The following is a 20,616-nucleotide window of genomic DNA, read 5'->3' as shown; positions in this document are numbered from 1 at the left end:
CTTGTCTGGAGCTGCGGCAACCGACATCATCGGCTCGTGGCCATCCTCGCCCGACAGGGGTCGTATGAAACGCTTTGCAAACCTGAAACGACTGGGATTTTTCACGCGGCTGCTCGATGAGGCTCCGCCGGCCGAGCGATATCGCCATGCGGCCGAGCAGATCGTGCGCGCGGAAAAGGCGGGGCTCGATTCCGCCTGGATTGCCCAGCATCATTTTCACGAGCGCGAAGGCGGCCTGCCGTCGCCCTTCGCCTTCCTCGGCTACGTCGCCGCGCAGACCTCGCGCATCCGTCTCGGCACCGGGATCGTGACGCTGCCGCTGGAGAATGCGGTGCGGGTGGCGGAGGATGCCGCGGTGCTCGATCTCCTCTGCAATGGCCGTTTCGAGCTCGGCGTCGGCACCGGCGGCAACCCGTCGGCCTTCGCCGCCTTCGGTCTCGACAGTGCGCAGCGCAACGAGATCTTTGCCCGCAATCTGGAGGTCGTCCGCGCGGCGTTGGTCGGCAAACCTCTTGATGGCGGGGACACGCTCTATCCGCAACGGCCGGAATTGGACAAGCGCATCTGGCAGGCCACATTCTCGGTCGCGGGCGGCGCCCGGGCAGGCAAGGCGGGCGATGGCCTATTGCTGTCGCGCACCCAGCCGCGGACCAAGGAGGCGCCGAAGGCCACGCTGGCCGAGATCCAGAATCCGATCATTGATGCCTATCTCGAAGCGCTGCCGCCAGGATGCGAGCCGCGCATCATGGCCTCGCGCAGCGTCTTCGTCGCCGACGACCGGGCTGAGGCGATGCGCCTTGCCGATATCGGGCTGCGGCGCGCGCTGCCGCAATTTCTCAAGGGCGGCCACGCCAGGCCCGGCGAAACTCTGGAGGAGATGATCACCGCGTTCGACACTCATATCGGCGCAGCCGACGACGTCATCGCCTCGCTGCGCAGCGATGCCACGCTGGAACGAGTGACCGATCTGGTGTTCCAGGCGCATTCGGTCGATGCGCCGCATCCCTATATCCTGCGCTCGATCGAGCTGGTCGCGGAAAAGGTCGCGCCGGCACTGGGCTGGACCCGGGCGGCGCCCGCTGTGGCCATGGCGGGCTGATCGGAATCAACGGAAATCACGTCGCAAGGCTGAATGATGGGAACGCAAGATATCATCGACACGCTCGCCGGCATCGAACCGGAATCAGCTCTGGATGCCATCCGCGCACGCCGCCTTCAGGCCCGCGAGAACGCGCAGAAGAGCTATCTCGCCCTGTTCGAGCCGATCGATGCGAGCGCGTTCTCGCTTGCCGAGCGTGCCGCGGTCGCGGCCTTCGTGACCGGACTTCATGGCGAGTCCCCCGTCGCAGCGTTCTATCGCGAGAAGCTTGCGGCGAATGCGGATGGCGCGCCTTTGCTCGACGCGATCAAGGCCGAGATCGAACGCGGCAAGACCTCAGGCCCGTATGGGGCGTATCCAGCCGGACCATTGTCAGTCGAGAACACGGCCGGGTTGATCTACCGCGTGAGCGCCGAGGGCAAGCCCGTCCTTGGCGCCCGGCTCGTTGCGGCGCTCGAGCATGCGCATCTGTTGGTGTTCCGTCCGCGCGATGCCGCCTCGGCCGACATGAAGGCGCTGCTCGTCGCCGGCTGGTCGAACACCGGCATCGTCACCTTCTCTCAGCTTGTTGCGTTCCTGTCGTTCCAGGTGCGCGTCGTCACCGGCCTGCGCGTGCTCGGCGCTTCGCTCGGGCCTACCGCGGCCGGAGCGTAAGGAGACTGCATATGAGCGCTGCAAACAACGTCAATCCGCCCGTCGTCTTCACCCAGGACGAGCTCGGCTGGGTGTCGTGGATCGATCCGCTGCCCGAGGGCGAGCTGACCGAGCGGCATTTCGCTGGCCTCGTCGATCGCGCCCGCGCCAAGTCGGAATATTTTCGCCTGCTGGTGCGCGACCCTGAGGTGCTCGAAGCCCGCACCAAGACCGACAAGGACATTTTCTACAACGTCGCCGACGGCCTGCCGCGCGCCGAGCGCGAGCTCGCGGCGGCCGCGACGTCGCGCTACAACGGCTGCATCTATTGCGCCTCCGTGCATGCGCGGTTTGCCAGCACCTATTCCAAGCGCCGCGACGACGTGCAGCGCCTGCTTGAGGAAGGGGTTAAGGCCGACCTCGGCGAGCGCTGGAATGCCGTGGTCAAGGCGTCGGTGGCGCTGAGCGCAACGCCGATCGCGTTCGGCCCCGACAACGTTGAGGAGCTGCGCCGCGCCGGTCTCGACGATGCCGAGATCGTCGATGTCATCAACGGCGCGTCGTTCTTCAACTGGGCGAACCGGCTGATGCTGTCGCTCGGCGAGCCCACTAAATAAGCAGTGTCACTGGCACATAAATTGCCGCTTATTCGTAACACCTGAATGGATGGAGCCGTGCATGAGCAACATCGATCGTCGGTCCCTGGTCAAGGGCTCGCTTGCCGTCATGATGGCGGGAGCCGCCATCTCGCGCAGCGCATTCGCCCAGTCGTCCGAGCCGATCCTGCTCGGCGTCAGCGGTCCCCTGACTGGGCCTAACGCCCAATACGGCGCGCAGTGGAGGCAGGGCTTTGATCTCGCGCTCGACGAGATCCACGCCGCCGGCGGCATCAACGGCCGTAAGCTCGCCTACCAGTTCGAGGACAGCCAGAGCGATCCGCGCCAGTCGGTGGCGATCGCGCAGAAGTTCGTCTCCGATCCCCGCATCGTCATGGAGCTCGGCGATTTCTCGAGCCCGGCCTCGATGGCGGCCTCGCCGATCTATCAGCGCGGCGGCCTGGTGCAGTTCGGCTTCACCAACTCGCATCCCGATTTCACCAAGGGCGGCGACTTCATGTGGAGCACGTCCGTAAGCCAGGCCGACGAGCAGCCGCTGCTGGCATCCTATGCCGTGAAGCGGCTCGGCTTGAAGAAGCTGGCGGTGCTGCACCTCAACACCGATTGGGGCCGCACCAGCCGCGATCATTTCGTCAAGGCGGCCAAGGAATACGGCGCCGAAATCGCGGTCACCGAAGGCTATATCGCGGAGGAGCGCGATTTTCGCTCCACCCTGGTGCGCGTGCGCGACGCCAATCCCGACGGGCTGATCCTGATCTCCTATTATTCCGACGGCGCGCTGATCGCGCGCCAGGCGCGCCAGGTCGGCCTGAAGCAGACCATCTGCGCGGCGAGCTCGGTCTACTCGCCGAAATTCCTGGAGCTCGGCGGCGAGGCGGTCGAGGACGTCCATCTCGGCACACGCTATTTCCCGGAAGACCCGCGGCCCGAGGTGAAGAAATTCATCGCGGGCTTCAAGGCCAAGTACAACGGGCAGGAGCCCGACGCCTTCAACGCCTATTCCTATGACGCGATGAACATGGCCGCTGCCGTCCTCAGGATCGGCGGCACCGATCGCCGCGCCATCCGCGACGCTTTCGCCAAGGTGAGAGACGTCTCCAGCGTCATCTTCGGCTCGGCGACGTTCGACGTCGAGAGCCGCCGCGTCAAGGGCGCCATGAATGCCGAGCTCGTCGTGCGCAACGGCAAGTTCGCACTCTGGGACGGCAAGCCAACCTGATAATGATGGCCGGAGCGATCGCTCCGGCCCCCTTCCTCTGATTGGAAATGCTGCGTGGCTTCCTGGCTCGACTACACGATCAACGGCCTGATCGTCGGCAATGTCTACGCCCTCGTTGCGGTCGGGCTCGCGCTGATCTTCGGCGTCAGCCGGCTGATCAACTTTGCGCAAGGCTCGATCTATCTCGTCGGCGCCTATATCGGCTGGGTCGCGGTGGTGCAGCTGCATACTCCGCTGCCGCTCACCATCATCGTGGTCGCGGTCGCGGCCGCGATCGTCGGGTTGATCATCGAGCGGTTCGGCCTCCGTCCGCTGCAGAACTCGGTGCGTATCGCGCCGCTGTTGGCGACGATCGGCATCAGCTTCGTGCTCGACCAGCTGGTGATGCTGACCTTCTCGCCCAATCCGCGTGCGCTCCCGAGCCAGCTGCCGGACGTCCGCTTCCAGGTCGGCAACGGCACGATCGGACCGCTGGACTTACTCATCGCCGGAGTTGGCATCACCAGCGCGCTGCTGCTGTTCGTCTTCCTGCGCTACACCAAGCTCGGCTGGGCGGTGCGCGCCACCGCGCAGGACCGTGACGCCGCCATGCAGATGGGCGTCGACGTCAACCGCGTCAATCAGGCCGTATTCGGCATTGCAGCGGCGCTCGGCGGGGTCTCCGGCATGCTGGTCGGCATGTACTACAATCAGATCGACACCGCGATGAGCCTTCAGGCCACGCTCAAGGGCGTGGTCGCGGAAGTCGTCGGCGGCGCCGGCAACGTGCCAGGCGCGGTGGTCGGTAGCCTGCTGCTGGGACTGGTCGAGAGCTACGGCGTCGCCGTGTTCGGTACCAGCTATCGCAATCTGTTCGCGTTCCTGTTGTTGGTCGTCGTGCTCGTGCTGCGGCCGAACGGGCTGTTCGCGAGTGCGCGGCAGGCGCCGCCGGAGCCGCTCACCGGCACCTTCATCGCGCCGAGCCGTCCTGTGCGCATTCCGCGCTGGGCCTCGGTGCTTGCAGTCGGTGGGTTCGCGATCCTGCCGCTGTTGCCGGTGTCGTTCTACGTGCTCCAGACGCTGATCAATGCCTGGCTGCTCGGCATGCTCGCGCTCAGCCTGACGCTGGTCGCGGGAACGGTGGGTCAGGTCTCGCTCGGCCATGCCGCGCTGCTGGCGATCGGCGCCTACACCGCCGCGCTGCTGTCGCTGACCTTCTCTGTGCCGGTCGGCCTCGCCATCATCGGGGGTGGCCTGATGAGCGCTGCGCTCGGTACGCTCCTGATCTCGCCGTCGTTCCGCCTGCGCGGGCACTACGTGTCGATCGCAACGCTCGCCATCGGCGAGATCGTGTCGCTGGTGATCCTGAACTGGGAGAGCGTCACGCGGGGCCCGATCGGCATCTCCGGCATTCCGCCGCTATCGCTGTTCGGCTACGACCTGATCAGCCCATCGTCGGTCTATTGGTTCAGCCTTGCGGTGATGGTCGTGCTGGCGCTGCTGCAGGGTCGTCTGCTGACCTCGCATCTCGGCCGCAGTTTTCGTGCCATCCGCGACGACGACATCGCCGCGCGCGCCTATGGCCTCAGCCTCAACCGCTACAAATCGCTCGCCTTCATCTTTGGCGGCTTCGCTGCCGGTGTCAGCGGCGGCATCGCCGCGCATCTCTATTCCTACATCAACCACGAGACCTTCAACACGCAGCAATCTATTCTGGCGCTGACCGTCGTGATCCTCGGCGGCCTCGGCAATGTCGTCGGCGCAGTTCTCGGATCGGTGGCGCTGGTCGGGCTGCCCGAGGTCTTCCGGATCGCGGCGGAGTATCGAATCCTGATCTACGGCATCGTGCTGCTGCTGCTCGTGCGGTTCAGGCCGCAGGGCCTGCTGGGGACGATCTGATGGCGGAGCAGCACCTGCCCATGTTGTCCCTGCGCGGGCTGACGCGTCGCTTCGGAGGTCTCACCGCAGTCGATGCCATCGATCTCGATCTCGCCAGAGGCGAGCTGATCAGCATCATCGGCCCGAACGGCGCCGGCAAGACGACGCTGTTCAATCTCGTGACCGGTCTCGATCGGCCCGACGCCGGTACTGTCAGCTTCGCAGGGCAGGACATCACCGGCCTGTCGCCGGAGCGGCTCGCAGGCCACGGCATCGCGCGCACGTTCCAGCTCGGTCGCGTCTTCGGCAATCTCAGCGTGATGGACAACGTCCTGATCGGCGCGCATACGCGGCTGCGGGCGGTGAAGCCGGCCGTGCCGGCGATCGGCCCGCTGCTGGAGCTGGGCCTTGCGCTGCTGCGGCCCGCCAGCGTCAAAGCGGAGGAGGAGCGGCTGCGCGAAGAGGTGAAGACCATTCTCGCCCGCTTCGGCGAACGGCTGCTGCCGCGGATCGAACAGCCGGCCTATAGCCTCTCTTACGCCAACCGCCGCCGCATCGAGATCGCGCGTGCGCTGGCGCTGAAGCCGCGGCTGCTGCTGCTGGACGAGCCGACCGCCGGCATGAACCCAACTGAAACTGCGGAGATGCAGGCCCTCGTCGCCGAGCTCAAGGCGGAGGGGCTGACCATCCTCCTGATCGAGCACAAGCTGGAAATGGTGATGCGCCTGTCGGACCGCGTCATTGTCATGGACGAGGGCAAGAAGATCGCGGAAGGTCCGGGCGAACAGGTGCGGAGCGATCCCAAGGTGATCGAGGCCTATCTCGGCCATGGTCTCTCCGGAAAGGCGGAGCAGGAGAGCGCGGCATGACGAACTCCTCGATGGAACCGTTGCTGGCATTGTCCGATGTCAACACCTTCTACGGCCAGGCCCAGGTGCATTTCGACCTCTCGATATCGGTCCCGCGCGGTCACATCGTCTGCCTGCTCGGCGGCAATGCCAGCGGCAAGTCCACGACGATGAAGATCATTCTGGGCTTGGTGAAGCCGCGCTCCGGTGATGTGACGTTCGACGGTGCCTCGCTCATCGGGCTGACCACGCCGCAGATCGTCCGTCGCGGCATCGCCTCGGTGCCGGAGGCGCGGCGGCTGTTCGCGGACATGAGCGTGCGCGAGAACATCCTGATGGGCGCCTTCGTGCGCAACGACCGCGATGTCGTGGCCCAGGATCTCGACAGGATGCTCACGCTGTTCCCGAAGCTCGGCCAGCGGCTGTCGCAGCGCGCCGGCTCGCTCTCCGGCGGCGAGCAGCAGATGGTGGCGATGGCGCGGGCGCTGATGAGCCGTCCCCGCATGATCGTGATGGACGAGCCGACCATGGGTCTGTCGCCGCTCTATGTCGATCGCGTGCTCGAGCTGATCCGTACCATCAACCAGGACGGCGTCTCAGTGTTCATGGTCGAACAGAATGCCAGCCTTGCGCTCGAGATCGCACATGAAGCCTACGTGCTCCAGACCGGCAAGATCGTGCTCTCCGGCCCGGCGCGGACACTGAAAGACGATGCTCGCATCCGCGACGCCTATCTGGGCGGTTCCGAGGCGGCGTAGAGCGAGCCGATCTCATGGTTCGAGACGGCCGCTATGGCGGGCTCCTCACCATGAGGACCCAGGGCTTGGTCGCAAAACAAGGACCTCATCCTGAGGGCCGCGCGAGCGGGCGTCTCGGAGGATGGCTGCAAGCACTGCTGCAGAACCGTGTCGCCCCTCGGGGATTGCACTGGTCAGTGTGATCATCTTGTGAAAATATCATACCGGTGGCGCGACGGGGCGTGCAACGGACGGAATGGTTGTCGTGACGAAATGGTCTTTGCGGGCGGTCGAGCCCGGAGCTGCGCTGCTGTTCGGCGGGCTCATCGCCGCCAACATCGCCGCGTGGACCTGGGCCTTCGCGCGGTTCGGCGACCGACCAACGGTGATGGCGACCGCGCTGCTGGCCTGGGTCTTCGGGCTCCGCCACGCCGTCGATGCCGACCACATCGCCGCCATTGATAACGTCGTGCGCAAGCTGATGCAGGCGGGCGGCGCGCCGCGTAGCGTCGGCCTCTATTTCGCGCTGGGCCATTCCACCGTCGTGGTGGTCGCGACCATGCTGCTCGCGCTCGGCGTGGTGAGCCTTGGCGGCGACAGCCTGCTCAAGGAAATCGGCGGCCTGATCGGCACGTCGATCTCGGCGCTGTTCCTGCTCGTGATCGCGGCCATCAATCTCGCGATCTTCGCAGGCTTGTGGCGGACGTTTCGCATGGCGCGCGAGCAGGGCGTTCACGACGCCGCGGGCCTCGATGCGCTGCTCGCCAATCGCGGCATCCTGGCGCGGCTGCTTGGCCCGATGTTCCGCCTGGTGACGAAACCCTGGCACATGTATCCGCTCGGCTTTCTGTTCGGCCTCGGCTTCGATACCGCGACCGAGATCGGCCTGCTCAGCATTTCCGCCAGCGAAGCCGCGCGTGGTACCTCGCTCGCCGATGTCCTGGTCTTCCCGGCGCTGTTCGCCGCCGGCATGGCGTTGGTCGACACTGCCGACTCCACGCTGATGGTGAGTGCCTATCGCTGGGCCTTCGTCGATCCCTTGCGCAAGCTCTGGTACAATCTCACGATCACGGGGGCTTCGGTCGCGATCGCACTGTTGATCGGCGGCATCGAAGCGCTTGGCCTGATCAGCGATCGTCTCGGCTTGTCCGGCCGCGTGTGGGCGGTGGTCGATGGTCTCAACGAGTCGCTGGCGAATGTCGGCTTCGTCGTGATCGCGCTGTTCGCGGTCGCCTGGCTCGTCTCCGCTTTGCTCTATCGCCGCATGTTCGCGGAGGACGGGCGCAATGCGGCGCGCGGCTTCGATGCGGCCGAGGCAGCGTCGGTGATGAGACGCTAATCCGGGCTTAGAGCGCGGCCGCGGTTTGCGCCGGCGCCGCCGGCAAATCATCGCCGTTGGGATTGCCCGGCGCCGTCGCCCAGGCGAGCTCCACCAGCGTCACGATCCGGCGTCCGGCGCCGTCGAGCTGGCAGACGATCAGGCCTTGTTCCTCCATATAGCTGAGCAGGCGCTGCGCGCGGCGCAGTGAATGCGAGCCATAGGCGCGCGCGATCGCGGCATCGCCGGGACACGGCCAGCCTTCCTTCGCCGCCCTCGCGATCATCATGAACACGCCCTGCATGTCGTCGGGCAGGATCGAGGCGCGCAGCGACACGTCCTGCCAGGCGTCGTCCTCAGCCAAATCGGTGCCGAGCCCGGCGCGCGCGTGCGTCAGCATGCGGCGGAATTCGTTGAGATCAGGCACCGCCGCGCCGAGCCCCTCGATGCGGCAGCGGACCACGAATTCCTGATAGAGCACGCCGATGGCGCGGAAGCCGGCATCGGGCCCGGCGAGCACGGCACGAAGGGTACGATCCACGCGCTCGCGCCGTTCAGCGAGCTCTTCAGCGCTGACCGGCAGCTCGATCGGCTCCGTGCGCGATTCCGGCGTAGCTGCCGCTTTCGCGGCGCGGAGCTGCTCGAGCAGATCCGGCGCCGGCCGGCGCTGCGGCCGGCTGGCGTCGGGCGGCGGCGCGGCCAGGATCACGGCGCGCGCGTCTTCCAGCATCGCTTCCGGCAGCGGCATCAGCCGCGGCGTGGAATTGCGCGGGCAGGTAGCGGTCGGGCCGATGTTCAAACGCAGGGGACGGCGCGATAGCGCAGGTCCCAGCGCCATGAACTGGCCACGCTCGAGATCGCGAAAAGCTTCGGCCTGCCGCCGCTCCATGCCGAGCAGGTCGGCGGCGCGCGCCATGTCGATGTCGAGGAAGGTCCGGCCCATCAGGAAGTTGGAGGCTTCCGCCGCGACGTTCTTGGCAAGCTTCGCCAGCCGCTGGGTCGCGATGATGCCGGCGAGCCCGCGCTTGCGGCCGCGGCACATCAGATTGGTCATCGCGCCGAGCGACAGTTTGCGCGCTTCGTCCGAGACCTCGCCCGCAACCGCCGGCGCAAACAGCTGTGCCTCGTCGACAACCACCAGCATCGGGTACCAATGGTCACGATTGACGTCGAACAGCCCGCCGAGGAACGCCGCGGCGCGCCGCATCTGGTTCTCGGCATCGAGCCCCTCGAGATTGAGCACGGTGGAGACACGATGCAACCGCGCGCGCTCGCCGGCGACCTGAAGGCCGCGCTCGGTGTGATCTTCGGCCTCGATCACCAGATGGCCGAAGCGATCGGCCAGCGTGACGAAGTCGCCCTCGGGATCGATAATGGCCTGCTGCACCCAGGGCGCGCTCTGTTCCAAGAGCCGCCGCAACAGATGTGATTTGCCGGAGCCCGAATTGCCTTGAACCAGGAGGCGGGTCGCCAGCAGCTCCTCGAGGTCCATGGCCGCCGCGGCGCCTGCCGTGGTCTGCCCCATCTCGATCGCAACCGTCATGTCCCCGACTCAAGTCCCCTCATTCGCGGACAGGGGCTTATCAACCCCGCCGGGGCGCGTCGAGCGCTACCGCGCGAATCAGGCCGCGTTGCCCACGGCGGAGTTCAGGCGTGATGCGACAACCGTAAAAGTGCGGGCCGATAGGGCGGATGCGGATCGTCGTCCTCGTTCTCGGGAATGGCGCAGGAGCCGAATTCCTGCCTGATCCGGTCGATCTCGGCGATGCGCTCATGCAGCCGCTGCAAATGCTCGGGCGACGTCGCCCGCCAGAATCGGAAGGTGTCGGCGGTGAGCGGAAGGAACGCGGTGCCGAACAGCGTCGGATCCGGAACAATGGTGCGTCCGAGCAGCAGGAACCGCTCGGTGCCGGACACGACGAGGGTCGCATAGCCGCGGTTTCCGATCCGCCTGACGCCGTTCAGCGACCATTCGGCAAGCTTGCTGAAATACGGCTCCTCGCGCCAGCGGTCGGGACAATCGTCGTCCACCGTGACGTTGACGGCGTCCTGGCTGAAATGCACCACGATGCCCGACTTCGCCGGAAACCAGTCGTCGTCGAGATGGCCCTGCAGCCAGGCACAGACGAACGACCGGCACATTTGCGGGCGGCGATCGTAGATGGTGCATCCGGTGCCGGCCTGCCAATGTTTGCAGAGCTGGTTCACCGGCTTGTCGACGCCGGCGACTTCGAGGATATCGCAGCAGGCGTTGCACGATCCGCATTGCCGGGCAGGGCGCGCCGCCCTCGGTAGGCCGGTCGCGCGAAAGCCCTGGCCGTCGCGCACCAGCAGCTTCTGCTTCTCCAGTGCGGTCAACGCCCGCTCGATCTTGAGACGGGACAGTCCGGTTGCGTCGATCACGCCCTTCATCGTCGTCGCGCCTGCCTCGACCGCGCGGACGACGCTCAGCATCGCCTGATCCATTGTTGTTCTTGTTCTGGTTCTCTCAGCCGCGCTTGCGATTGCGCCGGACAACAGACCGGCAAACAGGTCAACACTTGACCTAAAAAGATATGTTGCTCATCTCTCTGTCGGCTGGGCAATAAGCCGAGCCTGTCCCGCGTGCATGCAACGTCTGCGCGAATGACGGGCCAGCACGTAAAGGAGAGCTCATTCGCGTCGAATCGGCTCGCTTTGCTCGCGAAGTGCCGGGATATGACGGGCGGCATGCTGTCGTCTCACGCAGTCGTGATGTCAGCGGCCTGCGCGTCGGCGCGATGTGAAGGCGACCGGATCGCGTGACAATCGAGATGCGACGACTGTCGTTGAGTTTGCGCCACACCGGAACAGTGCCGTACGCCGAACCTGTAGTGATGCTGGTTCAGATTCCACGGCGGGCGCGGCGTGGGTGACGTTTGGTGCAACGCTCGGCCGTGGCGCCCGTCGTCTTGGGCATCCCGACCTGGTCACGCGCACCGGCGCGATCACGCTGGTCGCGGTGACCGGCCTGATCTGGATTCGATTCGCTCGCAGCGCGTGAGGGCCGGTGTCGCTGGAAGCGGCGCTCCTACTGCGCGCCGGATCCGCCCTGCACGATCTTCTCGTTGAGCTTCTGGTCCACGGTGTCGACCGTGCGGTCGATCTCGGCATTGGGCACACCGAGCTGATGCGAGATCAGCTTCACCAGCAAGTCGACGCGCTCGATGAACGGCGCGCCGCTCGCGACCGCGCGGGCGGCCGACGATGGCTTGAGCAGGCTTTCGGCGGCCTTGGCATATTTCGCGAACGGCACCTGGTCCTGCGGGTCGGCGCCGAGGCGGCGGGCGATGGCATCGACATGATCGTAGATCGTCTGCGCCCGCGCGAGATCGCCATGCACTGCGTCGCGGATCGACTGCGGCTCATTCGGCGTGATGCAGCGGTAATTGCCAGTCAGCAGCATCGACCATTTCGCCAGCGGCACGAACAACGAGTCGAACACCTTCAGCTTCACCGGCACGTCGTGGCCCTCGAGGGTCACCGCGTCGATGTCGCCTTCGAGCTCGCGCAGCAGCTTGTTGTGCTTCTCGTCTGCGAATACCGATGCCTTGAAATTCGTGGGCAGGCCGACATGGAGCACGTTCGCCGCCTCTTCCGGCGGACGGAACGCCTGCGGGTCGGGCGAGCACAGCGTCACCAGCCCCGGCTCGAAGCGCTCCCACACCTGCGCATTGGTGTAGGCCTCCTCGAGATCCATGTCTGCGAGCGCCGGAATCCGCTTCAGATAGGGCAGCGGCGGCATGTTCATGATCGACAGGCACGGCAGCTTCGCCGCGGCGATCTTGACCATGAGAACGCGCACCGTGTGGTTGGTGTATTGCGGCTCCTGCATCGCGAGGCCGACCAGGTCGTAGCGGGAGAGGTCGACATTGGCCGGCGTCACCGCGTCGAGCTTGCCGGGCAAGTCACGCGAGAAGATCGCCCGGTGCACCGCCTCGTCGCGCAACTTGATGCGCACCTCGGTACCGTCCCGGTTGATCAGCTCCGCGGTCTTGGCGCGACACACCAGGGTCACGTTATGCCCAGCCATCAAGAGCTTCGTGCCCAGCAGGGAGCCGTAAGAAGCTCCGAGAATCAGGATGTTACGCGCCATATTTCGTCCCTTGGCAATCGTGCAGTTTTGTCCCCTCCGCCGTCCGGAGGGCGAATTGCGGGCATGTAAAGCGAAGTGCGTGGGGATGGCAACTGGGATAATGCATACAAGAAGGCACCGATAGACCGGATGGCGCGAAAGCGAATCCGGAGGCGCTCGCCCGGGCGGGCACCTTCTATCGCCCCATATCCCGGCTCAACCGAGAGGGTCAATCATGTGTCGCGATGAGCGCAAGAAGTACGGCGTCCCGTGCTGACGTTAGATGCTAAAGGGCGGCCCGTTCGGCCGCCATTTAGATTTCGGCGCGCCGATCTCACTTCACCATCGCGCCGTAAACGATGTCCTGGACCTGTTCGCGATAATATTTCCTGAGTTCGCCCGGCGCCGCCGTTCCCACGACGACGACGAGACGCTCCTTGGGATCGCAGAAGAACTGCGTCCCGAAGGCGCCATTCCAGGTGAACTCGCCGGGATTGCCGGGGACCGACGACAGGCCTTCGCTGGTGCGGACCGCAACCGAAAGGCCAAAGCCGAAGCCGCCGCGATGCGGCTCGATGTTCGCCACGTTGTTCTTGATCTCGGGACCGAGATGGTTGGCCGTCATGTGATGCATGGTCTTGGGGGAGAGAATGCGCTGGCCGTCGAGCTCGCCACCATTGAGCAGCATCTGCCCGAAACGGGCATAGTCACCGATCGTTGCGAACGCGCAGGCACCGCCACAGTCGAATTTAGTCGGCGTGTCCAATAGCTTGATCGCCTGGGGCTTGCCGGTCAGCGGATCATTGGCGAACGGGCGGGCGAGGCGAGCGCGCTGTGCGTCCGTCGGGTGGAAGGTCGCGTCCTTCATTGCGAGCGGCTGCCAGACGTTGGCAGCGAGATAGTCGCCGAGCTTCTGCTCGCTCACCTTCTCGACCACAGCACCAAGCACATCGATCGAAAAACCGTATTCGAACTCAGTCGAGGGCTGATGCGCCAGCGGCAGTTTTGTGATGCGATCGATGAAGGCCTGGGTGTCGCCTTCGATCGCAGGCGCTATGCCATCGGGATATTGCCGCGCCACCGGACTGGAGCTGTCGGGGCGGCCGCCATACATCAGCCCGGACGTATGCCGGTAGAGATCATGGATGAAGATCGGCGAGGCCTGCGGCTCGAGCTTGAGCGATCCGTCTGCCTGATGCACGCCGACCTTCATGTCGGCAAAGGCCGGATAGTAGTCGGACAGCTTGGCCTGAAGCGGCAACTGGCCTTTTTCCATCAGCGTCAGGCCCGCGACCGCTGCCATCGGCTTGGTCATCGAGGCCAGCGCGAAGATCGCGTCGACAGGCATCGGCGTGCTCTTGTCTGGATCAAGCATGCCGTAAGCTTTGTAGTGCACGAGCTTGCCGTCCCGCGCCACCGCGACGACCGCGCCGGGTACGCGCTTGGCGGCGATCTCGCGCGCGAAGAAACTGTCGAGGCGTGCAAGGCCCTGTTTGGAGAAGCCGACATCGTCGGGATTGGCTTCGGGTAGCGGCGCGGCATTGGCCGTACCGAACGCGATGGCGGTAGCCGCCGCCGCGATCATGGTGATCGTCTTGTTCATTGCGTCCTCCCAAAGGCGCGAGCTCGTTATGCAGTGGCTCGCGAATGCCGAGATCACACGTCTGCGACTGAGCGGAGTCAAGCGCGGGCAGAACATGTCTGGGACGCGCCGGAGATGCCGGAACCTATCGTCCTTCGCCGGCGCGCCACAGCGCATCGAGGCCGTGCCGATAGGTCGGGTAACCAAGCGTGACGCCGAGCTCGCGCTTAAGTTTCGCGTTGGAGACCCGGGCGCTGCTGGCATAGAAGCTGCGGGCCATCGCCGACATCTCGGCTGTCGCGAACGCTTCTTCGGGCGGCGGTGCAACGCCCATCAGCTGCGCGGCGTAGGCGATCACGTCCTGCGGCGGCGCGGGCTCGTCGTCGCACACGTTCCAGGTGCCGCCGTTCGGGTGACGGACAGCGGCCATGATCGCGCTCGCGATGTCGTCGACGTGGATGCGGTTGAAGACCTGTCCCGGCTTGATGATGCGCCGGGCCTTCCCCGCACGCAAGGTCACGAGCGCATTGCGGCCGGGGCCATAGATGCCCGCAAGCCTGAGGATCGCGGCAGCGCCGCCTGTTGCATCCGTCCAGGCTTGCTCCGCCGCGAGCCGCATCCGCGTGCGTTCGAACATCGCCTGTGGCGGCGTGCTCTCGTCGAGCCATCCGCCGCCGTGATCGCCATACACGCCGATGGTCGAGAGATAGACGACCTTGCGGCGACCTGCCGCCACTACGTCCGCAAGGCCGGTGACTGCGGGATCGCCGGAGCTGCCGGGCGGGATCGATATGAGAAGGACGTCGGCGTCGCTGATGCGTTCGACCGTGGTGCGATCCAGATCACTCCCGGAAAAGGCTTGCACCTCGATGCCGGTGAGATCATCCCGCTGGCCGGGATCGCGCACGGTACCGGCGACGTGCGAGAAGGCGCCGCCGAACCTGCGGACGAAGTGCCTGGCGCTATAGCCGATACCAAGGATGAAGAGCCGCATGCCTCTGCCGTGCTGGTCGGGGTTCCCGTCGCGCTACCTGCGCGCCTCTCCGCTCATAAGAGATTTTTGGGGCCGGCAAAAGATATTGCAATTTGTCTCACCTGCGGCCGCGGGCGATGGTCACCCGGGCATTAGGAGAGATCATCGATCATGCAGGCAGAAGCATCCGCCACGCCGGTAGCATGCAATGCTGCCGACCTGATCCGGCGCGCCGCCGCGCTCATCTTCGATGTCGACGGCACGCTTGCCGAAACGGAGGAGCTGCATCGGCAGGCATTCAATCATGCCTTCTCGCGCCACGGGCTTGGCTGGGAATGGGATCGCGCCGTCTACAAGGACCTGTTGCGGGTGACCGGGGGCAAGGAACGCATGCGCGCCTACCACGCAAGGCTGCGGATCGCCCAACCATTGACGGGCGAGGACATCGCCGAGCTTCATCGCATCAAGACCGCCCATTATGCCGAGCTGGTCGAGACCGGCTGCTGTCCGTTGCGGCCAGGCGTGGCGGAGCTGCTCGCCGCGGCAAGGGCGCGCGGCCAGCGGCTCGCGATCGCGACCACCACTTCTCACGGCAATATCGACGCACTGCTCTCGCAGGCGCTGGGGCCGGGCTGGGCCAGGGTTTTCGACGCGATCGTTGCCGGCGACGACGTGCGGCACAAGAAGCCTGCACCGGACGTCTATCTCGAGGTCCTGGCACGGCTGAGGCTGACGGCGCACGATTGTGTGGCGATCGAAGACTCCGCTAACGGCATGATCGCGGCCTCACGAGCCGGCATACCGGTTCTGATCACGCGCAGCATGTTCTTCCGGGACGATGATTTCAGTGCTGCGCGGGTCGTGCTGGACGATCTGTCGAGGCTTGGATGAGGTGCTAAACAAAAAACTCGCAAAACAACCCCATGCACAGTAGATCACGCCGGTGTGATCGCCATCTTCAGTGGACGCGGTGGCTCGGGCTATCCTCTTCGGCCTGCTCGACAATCTGCGCGATCGGGCTCGATTGGTGATGCACCAGGCGCCAGCCGTCGCCGACGCGGCGGAAATGGTTCGCTGCCGCCAAAGCGGTGCCGTCGACGATCTCGATGCAGAGCACGCGCGCGCTGTCGCCGTCGACGATGGCCTGCGGTTCGGCGCACACGATCTGCGGCCGCTCCGGGTTCTGCAGGATGTCGCGCCAGCTTCCGATCACGGTGGCCCGCCCGATAATGGCCGGCCAGCCGGGATGGATGCAGGAAATGGCGTCATCATCCGCCCACATTCGCTCCATTTCGTTGAAATTGCCGGTCGAAAAGGCGGCGTAGAAGGCCGCGTTCGCGGCGATGACCTTGCTGTCCTTTGCCATGCCTCCCGGGTGCGGCAATGGCAAGCAAAAATCAAGCGCGACTTCCGTCGGCTTTGACCGCGATGCAGCATTCAAGATGCTGCGCTTTGTGGTCACGCCGAAACGTGCGCCGCCACCGCTCGCCGTGCGCCATCCTGATAGAGACGGCCGAGCGCCGCAGTCACGGCCTCGCGCAGGCGCGGCTCTGCGCCAAGAGGTCCGAACACCTTTGCGACCCCGAGCATTGCGGGCGCGAGCCGCTCGGCGATGGGACCTGCCTCGCGCGCCAGTGCGGCGAATTCGCCGGCGAGCGGATCGCGCACGTCAATCGCGCGGCCCTGCTCGTCGAGCCCGGTGACGTAGCGCATCCAGCCGGCCACCGCGAGCGCATGGGTTGCGATCGGCAAATCCTTGCGCAGGCGATCCTGCATCGCGCCGAGCAGGCGCTGTGGGAGCTTTTGCGAGCCGTCCATCGCGATCTGCCAGGTGCGGTGGTGAAGTGCAGGATTTGCGAAGCGCTTGAGCAGCGAGGCGCGATAGGCGGCGAGGTCCGTGCCTGAAGGCATTGTCAGCGTCACCGCGGCCTCTTCCATCACCTGCGCGGCGAGACGGGCGAAATGCGGGTCCTGCATGGTGTCGGCGATGGTCTCGTAGCCTGAGAGATAGCCGAGATAGGCCAGCGCCGAATGGCTGGCGTTGAGCAGCCGCAGCTTCATCAGCTCGAACGGCTTGACGTCGCTGACGAGCTCGACCCCTGCGGCGGCGAGATCGGGCTGGCCCGCGGGGAAGCGGTCCTCGACCACCCATTGCGTGAACGGCTCGGTCATCACGGGCCATGCGTCGTGAAGGCCCAGCGCGGATGAAACCGAGTCCCGGTCGGCGTCCGTGGTTTCCGGCACGATGCGGTCGACCATCGTGCAGGGGAAAGCGACTGCATCCGCGATCCACTTGCCGAGCTCATTCGACCGCAGCGCGGCGAACTGCGTCACGATCCGCTGCACGGTGTGGCCGTTGGCGGCGAGGTTGTCGCAGCACAGCACGGTGAACGGTGGAAGACCCTGCGCCCGCCGGCGCGCCAGCGCGGCCGCAATGAAGCCCGGAGCCGAGCGCGGTGCGTCGACATTGTTGAGATCGTGCACGATGTCGGGATGCCGCTCGTCGAGATCGCCGGTTTGCGGCGTGTGGCAATAGCCCTTCTCGGTGACGGTCAGGGACACGATGCGAATGGCGGGATCGACCATCCGCCCGACCAGCCGTGCCGGATCCTCGCGAGCGACGACGCTGTCGAGCAGCGCGCCGATGACGCGGTGCTCGGTGCCTTCGGCCGATCGTATGGCAACGGTGTACAGGTGGTCCTGTGGGGCGAGGGCGTCGCGCGTGTCCGGGCTGCGCAGGCTCGCGCCGACGATCCCCCAGGACGCGCTGCCGGCGGCAAGGCAGTCGTCGATGACGACGGCCTGGTGTGCACGGTGAAACGCTCCCAAGCCCAGATGCACGACGCCCGGCGTGACGCGCGAACGGTCATAGGCCGGGCGGCGGATGCCGGGAGACAGCCGCTCGAGATTGGTGCGGCCAAGGCGCGTTGAACGAAGGCGCATGGACGTCTCCCCTTTGCTTTGCCGCTGCTTGACATGGCGCCTGTCTTCGGTCAATGCTCCGGTCAATTGGTAAGACCAATTTTCCAAAATTGGCCGGTCGCGGGTGCACGAGGTGCCTCGCGACCCGTTCGGGAGGACCAGCGTGCCGCTGGAAGCTGTGGAGGCGAGACGACTCTATCGCCAGGTCGCCGATCAATTGCGAAGCCTGATCGACAGCGGCGAGTACGCCGTCGGTAGCCGCTTGCCGACCGAGCGCGAGCTCGCCGAGCAGCTCAAGGTATCGCGGCCGACGGTGCGCGAAGCTTTGATCGCGCTCGAGGTCGAAGGCCGCCTCCGCATCCGGGTCGGGTCCGGCATCTACGTGATCGAGCCCGCCGCCGTTGCGGCACCAGCACCCGCATCCGTCATCGAGGGCCCGTTTGAGCTGCTGCGCGCCCGCGAATTCCTGGAAAGCGCCGTCGCCGAAGAGGCCGCGCGCGTGGCGACCAAGGACGACATCGCCCGCATCGATGCGTCCCTTGTCGCGATGGAGAATGTCGAGCATCCCGGCGAAGCCTCGATGGTCCATGATCGCGCGTTTCACATCGCGATCGCCGGGAGCCTCGGCAATGCCGTTCTGGTGCGCGTGGTCGGCGAGCTGTTCGACCAGCGCCTCAATCCCTATTTCGCTCAGCTTGCGCATTATTTCGAGAGTCCGGGCACGTGGCGCACGGCGCTCGACGAACATCGCGCGGTGCGCGATGCAATCGCGGCGCATGATCCGCAGGCCGCGCGCGATGCCATGCGCAATCATCTGGCGCGCTCCCAGGAACGCTTCGCGCAGAATTTTGGTGCCGAGAACGCGGTGGGATCCTCGTCCGGACCCAGCCGCACGGAGCGAGCCGGGGCAAAACCGTCAAAACCGAAACATGCGCCGAAGAAGCGGGCTGCGAGCAGCAGCGCACGGCGGCGATGAGATTGGGCGGCTCGCTTCCGCTTTGGGGCGGGCGAACAAGAAGCAGACTTGAACGATGGAGGAAAAGTCGATGTTGAAGAAGATGACGATTGCCGCGGCGCTCTCCGCCGCCGCGCTGCTGGCTGCGACCAATGCAGGCATGGCGCAGACCAAGCTCAAATGGGCCCATGTCTACGAGACCTCGGAGCCGTTCCACACCGCATCGGTCTGGGCCGCGCAGGAGATCGGCAAGCGCACCAATGGCCGCTATCAGATCGAGGTCTATCCGGCCTCCCAGCTCGGCAAGGAAGCCGACATCAACCAGGGGCTCGCGCTCGGTTCGGTCGACATCATCATCTCCGGCTCCAGCTTCGCGGCCAAGAGCTTCCCGCCGATCGGCGTGACCTACTATCCCTATACTTTCCGCAACGCCGACCATCTTCTCGCCTATACCAAGAGCGACATCTTCAAGGAGCTCGCCAAGGGCTACGAGGACAAGAGCGGCCACCACATCGTCGCGGTGACCTATTACGGCGTGCGCCAGACCTCGTCGAACAAGCCGATCAGGACCTGCGCCGACATGAAAGGCCTGAAGATGCGCGTGCCCGACGTGCCGGCCTATCTCGCAATGCCGCGCGCCTGCGGCGCCAACACCGCGCCGATCGCGTTCGCAGAAGTCTATCTCGCGCTCCAGAACGGCACCGTCGAGGCGCAGGAGAATCCGCTGACCACAATCGAGGCCAAGAAGTTCTACGAGGTGCAGAAGCACATCGTGCTGACCGGCCACATCGTCGACCACCTCAACACCGTGATTGCGGGCGCGCTGTGGAAGAAGCTCAGCGACGACGACAAGAAGATCTTCACCGATGTCGCGCAGGAAGCGGCCGCCAGGGCCACCGAGGAGATCAAGCAGAACGAGGCCAAGCTGGTCGCCTTCTTCAAGGAGAAAGGCTTGAGCGTGACCGAAGTCGACAAGAACGAGTTCCGCGACACCGTGCTGAAGAACGTTGCGTTCGAGACTTTTGGTTACCGCAAGGCCGACTGGGAAAAGATCCAGCAAGTCAAATAGCAGTGGCTGTCATTCCGGGGCTCGCGAAGCGAGAACCCGGAATCTCGAGGTTCCGGGTTCGACGCTGACGCGTCGCCCCGGAACGACGTTGAGGTCCATTGAGGAGCAACCCATGTCGACCGCCGAAATCCACCGGCAGATCACCGCGGACGAGATCGCCCATACCTTCGAGGAAGAGGCGACGCCGAAGGTCGATCTCGGCATCTACGCGCTCGAGGACTGGCTGGCGCTCGCGATCTTCTGGGTGATGGCGCTTGCCGTCTTCCTCCAGTTCTTCACCCGTTACGTGCTCAACGACAGCTACGCCTGGACCGAAGAGATCGCGACCTACTGCCTGATCGGCGTGGTCTTCATCGGCTCCTCGATGTGCGTGCGGCTGTCGCGCCACATCCAGGTCGATCTCGTCTACCGCTATCTGCCGCAACCCGTGGCGCGCGCGCTGTCGACGGTGATCGACCTGATCCGGATCGTCTTCTTCGGCTACGCCATCAAGCTGGTCTGGGTCTATATCCAGATCATCGGCGACGAGCAGATGACCACGATCAATCTTCCCAAGGACTACGTATATTATGCCGTGCTGCTCGGCTTCGTGCTGATGTTCGCACGCTCGGTGCAGGTGGCAATGCAGAACTGGCGGCAAGGCTACTCGGTCCTCGAACGTCCCGGTGCCTACGACGGATCGGAAGGATAGGAC

At 65.3% G+C, this 20,616-nt stretch carries 20 protein-coding genes; 13 read left to right on the top strand and 7 right to left on the bottom strand.

The genetic code is table 11. The features are described 5' to 3' along the window. The first annotated feature begins 64 nt into the window (after positions 1 to 64). From IVA91_RS18585 to IVA91_RS18550, 8 genes are all read left to right on the top strand, one after another. A complete protein-coding gene (locus IVA91_RS18585; protein ID WP_247449786.1) occupies positions 65 to 1,099 on the top strand; it encodes a putative FMN-dependent luciferase-like monooxygenase in 1,035 nt (344 codons plus the stop codon). A gap of 36 nt (positions 1,100 to 1,135) precedes the next feature. Next, positions 1,136 to 1,753: a CMD domain protein gene (locus tag IVA91_RS18580; RefSeq protein WP_247278599.1), complete on the top strand. Its 618-nt coding sequence runs from the start codon at positions 1,136 to 1,138 to the stop codon at positions 1,751 to 1,753. 11 nt (positions 1,754 to 1,764) lie between these two features. Then, positions 1,765 to 2,349, top strand: coding sequence for an alkylhydroperoxidase domain protein (locus IVA91_RS18575; protein WP_247278288.1), 585 nt, complete (start codon positions 1,765 to 1,767; stop codon positions 2,347 to 2,349). A 61-nt stretch (positions 2,350 to 2,410) separates the two neighbouring features. Further along, complete coding sequence (locus IVA91_RS18570; protein ID WP_247278289.1) at positions 2,411 to 3,568, top strand: ABC transporter substrate-binding protein; 1,158 nt, start codon at positions 2,411 to 2,413, stop codon at positions 3,566 to 3,568. A 54-nt stretch (positions 3,569 to 3,622) separates the two neighbouring features. Then, positions 3,623 to 5,446, top strand: a complete 1,824-nt coding sequence (locus IVA91_RS18565) for an ABC transporter permease (protein ID WP_247278290.1) — start codon at positions 3,623 to 3,625, stop codon at positions 5,444 to 5,446. Beyond that, the gene (locus IVA91_RS18560; RefSeq protein WP_247278291.1) at positions 5,446 to 6,294 is read left to right on the top strand and encodes an ABC transporter ATP-binding protein; all 849 of its coding nucleotides are present in this window, start codon (positions 5,446 to 5,448) and stop codon (positions 6,292 to 6,294) included. Before IVA91_RS18565 ends, IVA91_RS18560 begins: the two co-directional genes overlap by 1 nt. Next, positions 6,291 to 7,031, top strand: a complete 741-nt coding sequence (locus IVA91_RS18555; RefSeq protein ID WP_247278292.1) for an ABC transporter ATP-binding protein — start codon at positions 6,291 to 6,293, stop codon at positions 7,029 to 7,031. The genes IVA91_RS18560 and IVA91_RS18555 overlap by 4 nt, the downstream gene beginning before the upstream one ends. A gap of 235 nt (positions 7,032 to 7,266) precedes the next feature. Beyond that, positions 7,267 to 8,349, top strand: coding sequence for a HoxN/HupN/NixA family nickel/cobalt transporter (locus IVA91_RS18550; protein WP_247278293.1), 1,083 nt, complete (start codon positions 7,267 to 7,269; stop codon positions 8,347 to 8,349). Between the two features lie 7 nt (positions 8,350 to 8,356). Here IVA91_RS18550 and IVA91_RS18545 read toward each other — a convergent pair whose 3' ends face one another. Both IVA91_RS18545 and IVA91_RS18540 read right to left on the bottom strand, forming a co-directional pair. Next, positions 8,357 to 9,871: an ATP-binding protein gene (locus IVA91_RS18545; RefSeq protein WP_247278294.1), complete on the bottom strand. Its 1,515-nt coding sequence runs from the start codon at positions 9,869 to 9,871 to the stop codon at positions 8,357 to 8,359. 104 nt (positions 9,872 to 9,975) lie between these two features. Continuing rightward, a complete protein-coding gene (locus tag IVA91_RS18540) occupies positions 9,976 to 10,794 on the bottom strand; it encodes a YkgJ family cysteine cluster protein (protein WP_247278295.1) in 819 nt (272 codons plus the stop codon). Between the two features lie 424 nt (positions 10,795 to 11,218). Between IVA91_RS18540 and IVA91_RS36835 the strand changes: the two genes are divergently transcribed. Then, positions 11,219 to 11,350, top strand: a complete 132-nt coding sequence (locus IVA91_RS36835) for a hypothetical protein (protein ID WP_256464591.1) — start codon at positions 11,219 to 11,221, stop codon at positions 11,348 to 11,350. A 27-nt stretch (positions 11,351 to 11,377) separates the two neighbouring features. Here IVA91_RS36835 and IVA91_RS18535 read toward each other — a convergent pair whose 3' ends face one another. The 3 genes from IVA91_RS18535 to IVA91_RS18525 form a co-directional block, all read right to left on the bottom strand. Next, positions 11,378 to 12,442 carry a 2-dehydropantoate 2-reductase gene (locus IVA91_RS18535; protein WP_247278296.1) on the bottom strand — a complete coding sequence of 355 codons (1,065 nt, stop codon included), beginning with the start codon at positions 12,440 to 12,442 and terminating at the stop codon, positions 11,378 to 11,380. A gap of 313 nt (positions 12,443 to 12,755) precedes the next feature. After that, positions 12,756 to 14,024 carry a serine hydrolase domain-containing protein gene (locus IVA91_RS18530; RefSeq protein ID WP_247278297.1) on the bottom strand — a complete coding sequence of 423 codons (1,269 nt, stop codon included), beginning with the start codon at positions 14,022 to 14,024 and terminating at the stop codon, positions 12,756 to 12,758. Between the two features lie 124 nt (positions 14,025 to 14,148). Beyond that, on the bottom strand, positions 14,149 to 14,997 hold the full coding sequence (locus IVA91_RS18525) for an SDR family oxidoreductase (RefSeq protein WP_247278298.1): 849 nt from the start codon (positions 14,995 to 14,997) through the stop codon (positions 14,149 to 14,151). A gap of 150 nt (positions 14,998 to 15,147) precedes the next feature. On the opposite strand from IVA91_RS18525, the gene IVA91_RS18520 reads away from it, so the two are divergent. After that, on the top strand, positions 15,148 to 15,867 hold the full coding sequence (locus IVA91_RS18520; protein ID WP_247278299.1) for an HAD family hydrolase: 720 nt from the start codon (positions 15,148 to 15,150) through the stop codon (positions 15,865 to 15,867). Between the two features lie 67 nt (positions 15,868 to 15,934). On the opposite strand, the gene IVA91_RS18515 is transcribed toward IVA91_RS18520, so the two are convergent. Further along, positions 15,935 to 16,342 carry a nuclear transport factor 2 family protein gene (locus IVA91_RS18515; RefSeq protein WP_247278300.1) on the bottom strand — a complete coding sequence of 136 codons (408 nt, stop codon included), beginning with the start codon at positions 16,340 to 16,342 and terminating at the stop codon, positions 15,935 to 15,937. A 92-nt stretch (positions 16,343 to 16,434) separates the two neighbouring features. Beyond that, a complete protein-coding gene (locus IVA91_RS18510) occupies positions 16,435 to 17,919 on the bottom strand; it encodes a mannitol dehydrogenase family protein (protein WP_247278301.1) in 1,485 nt (494 codons plus the stop codon). A gap of 142 nt (positions 17,920 to 18,061) precedes the next feature. On the opposite strand from IVA91_RS18510, the gene IVA91_RS18505 reads away from it, so the two are divergent. The 3 genes from IVA91_RS18505 (at position 18,062) to IVA91_RS18495 (ending at position 20,613) form a co-directional block, all read left to right on the top strand. Continuing rightward, a complete protein-coding gene (locus IVA91_RS18505; RefSeq protein ID WP_247449792.1) occupies positions 18,062 to 18,874 on the top strand; it encodes a FadR/GntR family transcriptional regulator in 813 nt (270 codons plus the stop codon). 70 nt (positions 18,875 to 18,944) lie between these two features. Further along, on the top strand, positions 18,945 to 19,922 hold the full coding sequence (locus IVA91_RS18500; protein WP_247449794.1) for a sialic acid TRAP transporter substrate-binding protein SiaP: 978 nt from the start codon (positions 18,945 to 18,947) through the stop codon (positions 19,920 to 19,922). Between the two features lie 112 nt (positions 19,923 to 20,034). Then, positions 20,035 to 20,613, top strand: coding sequence for a TRAP transporter small permease (locus IVA91_RS18495; protein WP_247278304.1), 579 nt, complete (start codon positions 20,035 to 20,037; stop codon positions 20,611 to 20,613). Positions 20,614 to 20,616: the final 3 nt, after the last annotated feature.

Source organism: Bradyrhizobium sp. 153 (assembly GCF_023073835.1).
Classification (GTDB): domain Bacteria; phylum Pseudomonadota; class Alphaproteobacteria; order Rhizobiales; family Xanthobacteraceae; genus Bradyrhizobium.
Note: the sequence above shows the minus strand (reverse complement) of the source record. Positions and strands in the feature narration are given on the sequence as shown.

What these genes read in the sequence shown, in the direction of transcription:
- IVA91_RS18575 (WP_247278288.1), top strand. Translation starts at nt 1,765, where the DNA reads ATGAGCGCTGCAAACAACGTCAATCCGCCCGTCGTCTTCACCCAGGAC.
- IVA91_RS18555 (WP_247278292.1), top strand. Translation starts at nt 6,291, where the DNA reads ATGACGAACTCCTCGATGGAACCGTTGCTGGCATTGTCCGATGTCAAC.
- IVA91_RS18510 (WP_247278301.1), bottom strand. Translation starts at nt 17,919, where the DNA reads ATGCGCCTTCGTTCAACGCGCCTTGGCCGCACCAATCTCGAGCGGCTG.
- IVA91_RS18530 (WP_247278297.1), bottom strand. Translation starts at nt 14,024, where the DNA reads ATGAACAAGACGATCACCATGATCGCGGCGGCGGCTACCGCCATCGCG.
- IVA91_RS18540 (WP_247278295.1), bottom strand. Translation starts at nt 10,794, where the DNA reads ATGGATCAGGCGATGCTGAGCGTCGTCCGCGCGGTCGAGGCAGGCGCG.
- IVA91_RS18535 (WP_247278296.1), bottom strand. Translation starts at nt 12,442, where the DNA reads ATGGCGCGTAACATCCTGATTCTCGGAGCTTCTTACGGCTCCCTGCTG.
- IVA91_RS18550 (WP_247278293.1), top strand. Translation starts at nt 7,267, where the DNA reads ATGGTTGTCGTGACGAAATGGTCTTTGCGGGCGGTCGAGCCCGGAGCT.
- IVA91_RS18545 (WP_247278294.1), bottom strand. Translation starts at nt 9,871, where the DNA reads ATGACGGTTGCGATCGAGATGGGGCAGACCACGGCAGGCGCCGCGGCG.
- IVA91_RS18525 (WP_247278298.1), bottom strand. Translation starts at nt 14,997, where the DNA reads ATGCGGCTCTTCATCCTTGGTATCGGCTATAGCGCCAGGCACTTCGTC.
- IVA91_RS18500 (WP_247449794.1), top strand. Translation starts at nt 18,945, where the DNA reads ATGTTGAAGAAGATGACGATTGCCGCGGCGCTCTCCGCCGCCGCGCTG.
- IVA91_RS18585 (WP_247449786.1), top strand. Translation starts at nt 65, where the DNA reads ATGAAACGCTTTGCAAACCTGAAACGACTGGGATTTTTCACGCGGCTG.
- IVA91_RS18580 (WP_247278599.1), top strand. Translation starts at nt 1,136, where the DNA reads ATGGGAACGCAAGATATCATCGACACGCTCGCCGGCATCGAACCGGAA.
- IVA91_RS18570 (WP_247278289.1), top strand. Translation starts at nt 2,411, where the DNA reads ATGAGCAACATCGATCGTCGGTCCCTGGTCAAGGGCTCGCTTGCCGTC.
- IVA91_RS18560 (WP_247278291.1), top strand. Translation starts at nt 5,446, where the DNA reads ATGGCGGAGCAGCACCTGCCCATGTTGTCCCTGCGCGGGCTGACGCGT.
- IVA91_RS18495 (WP_247278304.1), top strand. Translation starts at nt 20,035, where the DNA reads ATGTCGACCGCCGAAATCCACCGGCAGATCACCGCGGACGAGATCGCC.
- IVA91_RS18515 (WP_247278300.1), bottom strand. Translation starts at nt 16,342, where the DNA reads ATGGCAAAGGACAGCAAGGTCATCGCCGCGAACGCGGCCTTCTACGCC.
- IVA91_RS18520 (WP_247278299.1), top strand. Translation starts at nt 15,148, where the DNA reads ATGCAGGCAGAAGCATCCGCCACGCCGGTAGCATGCAATGCTGCCGAC.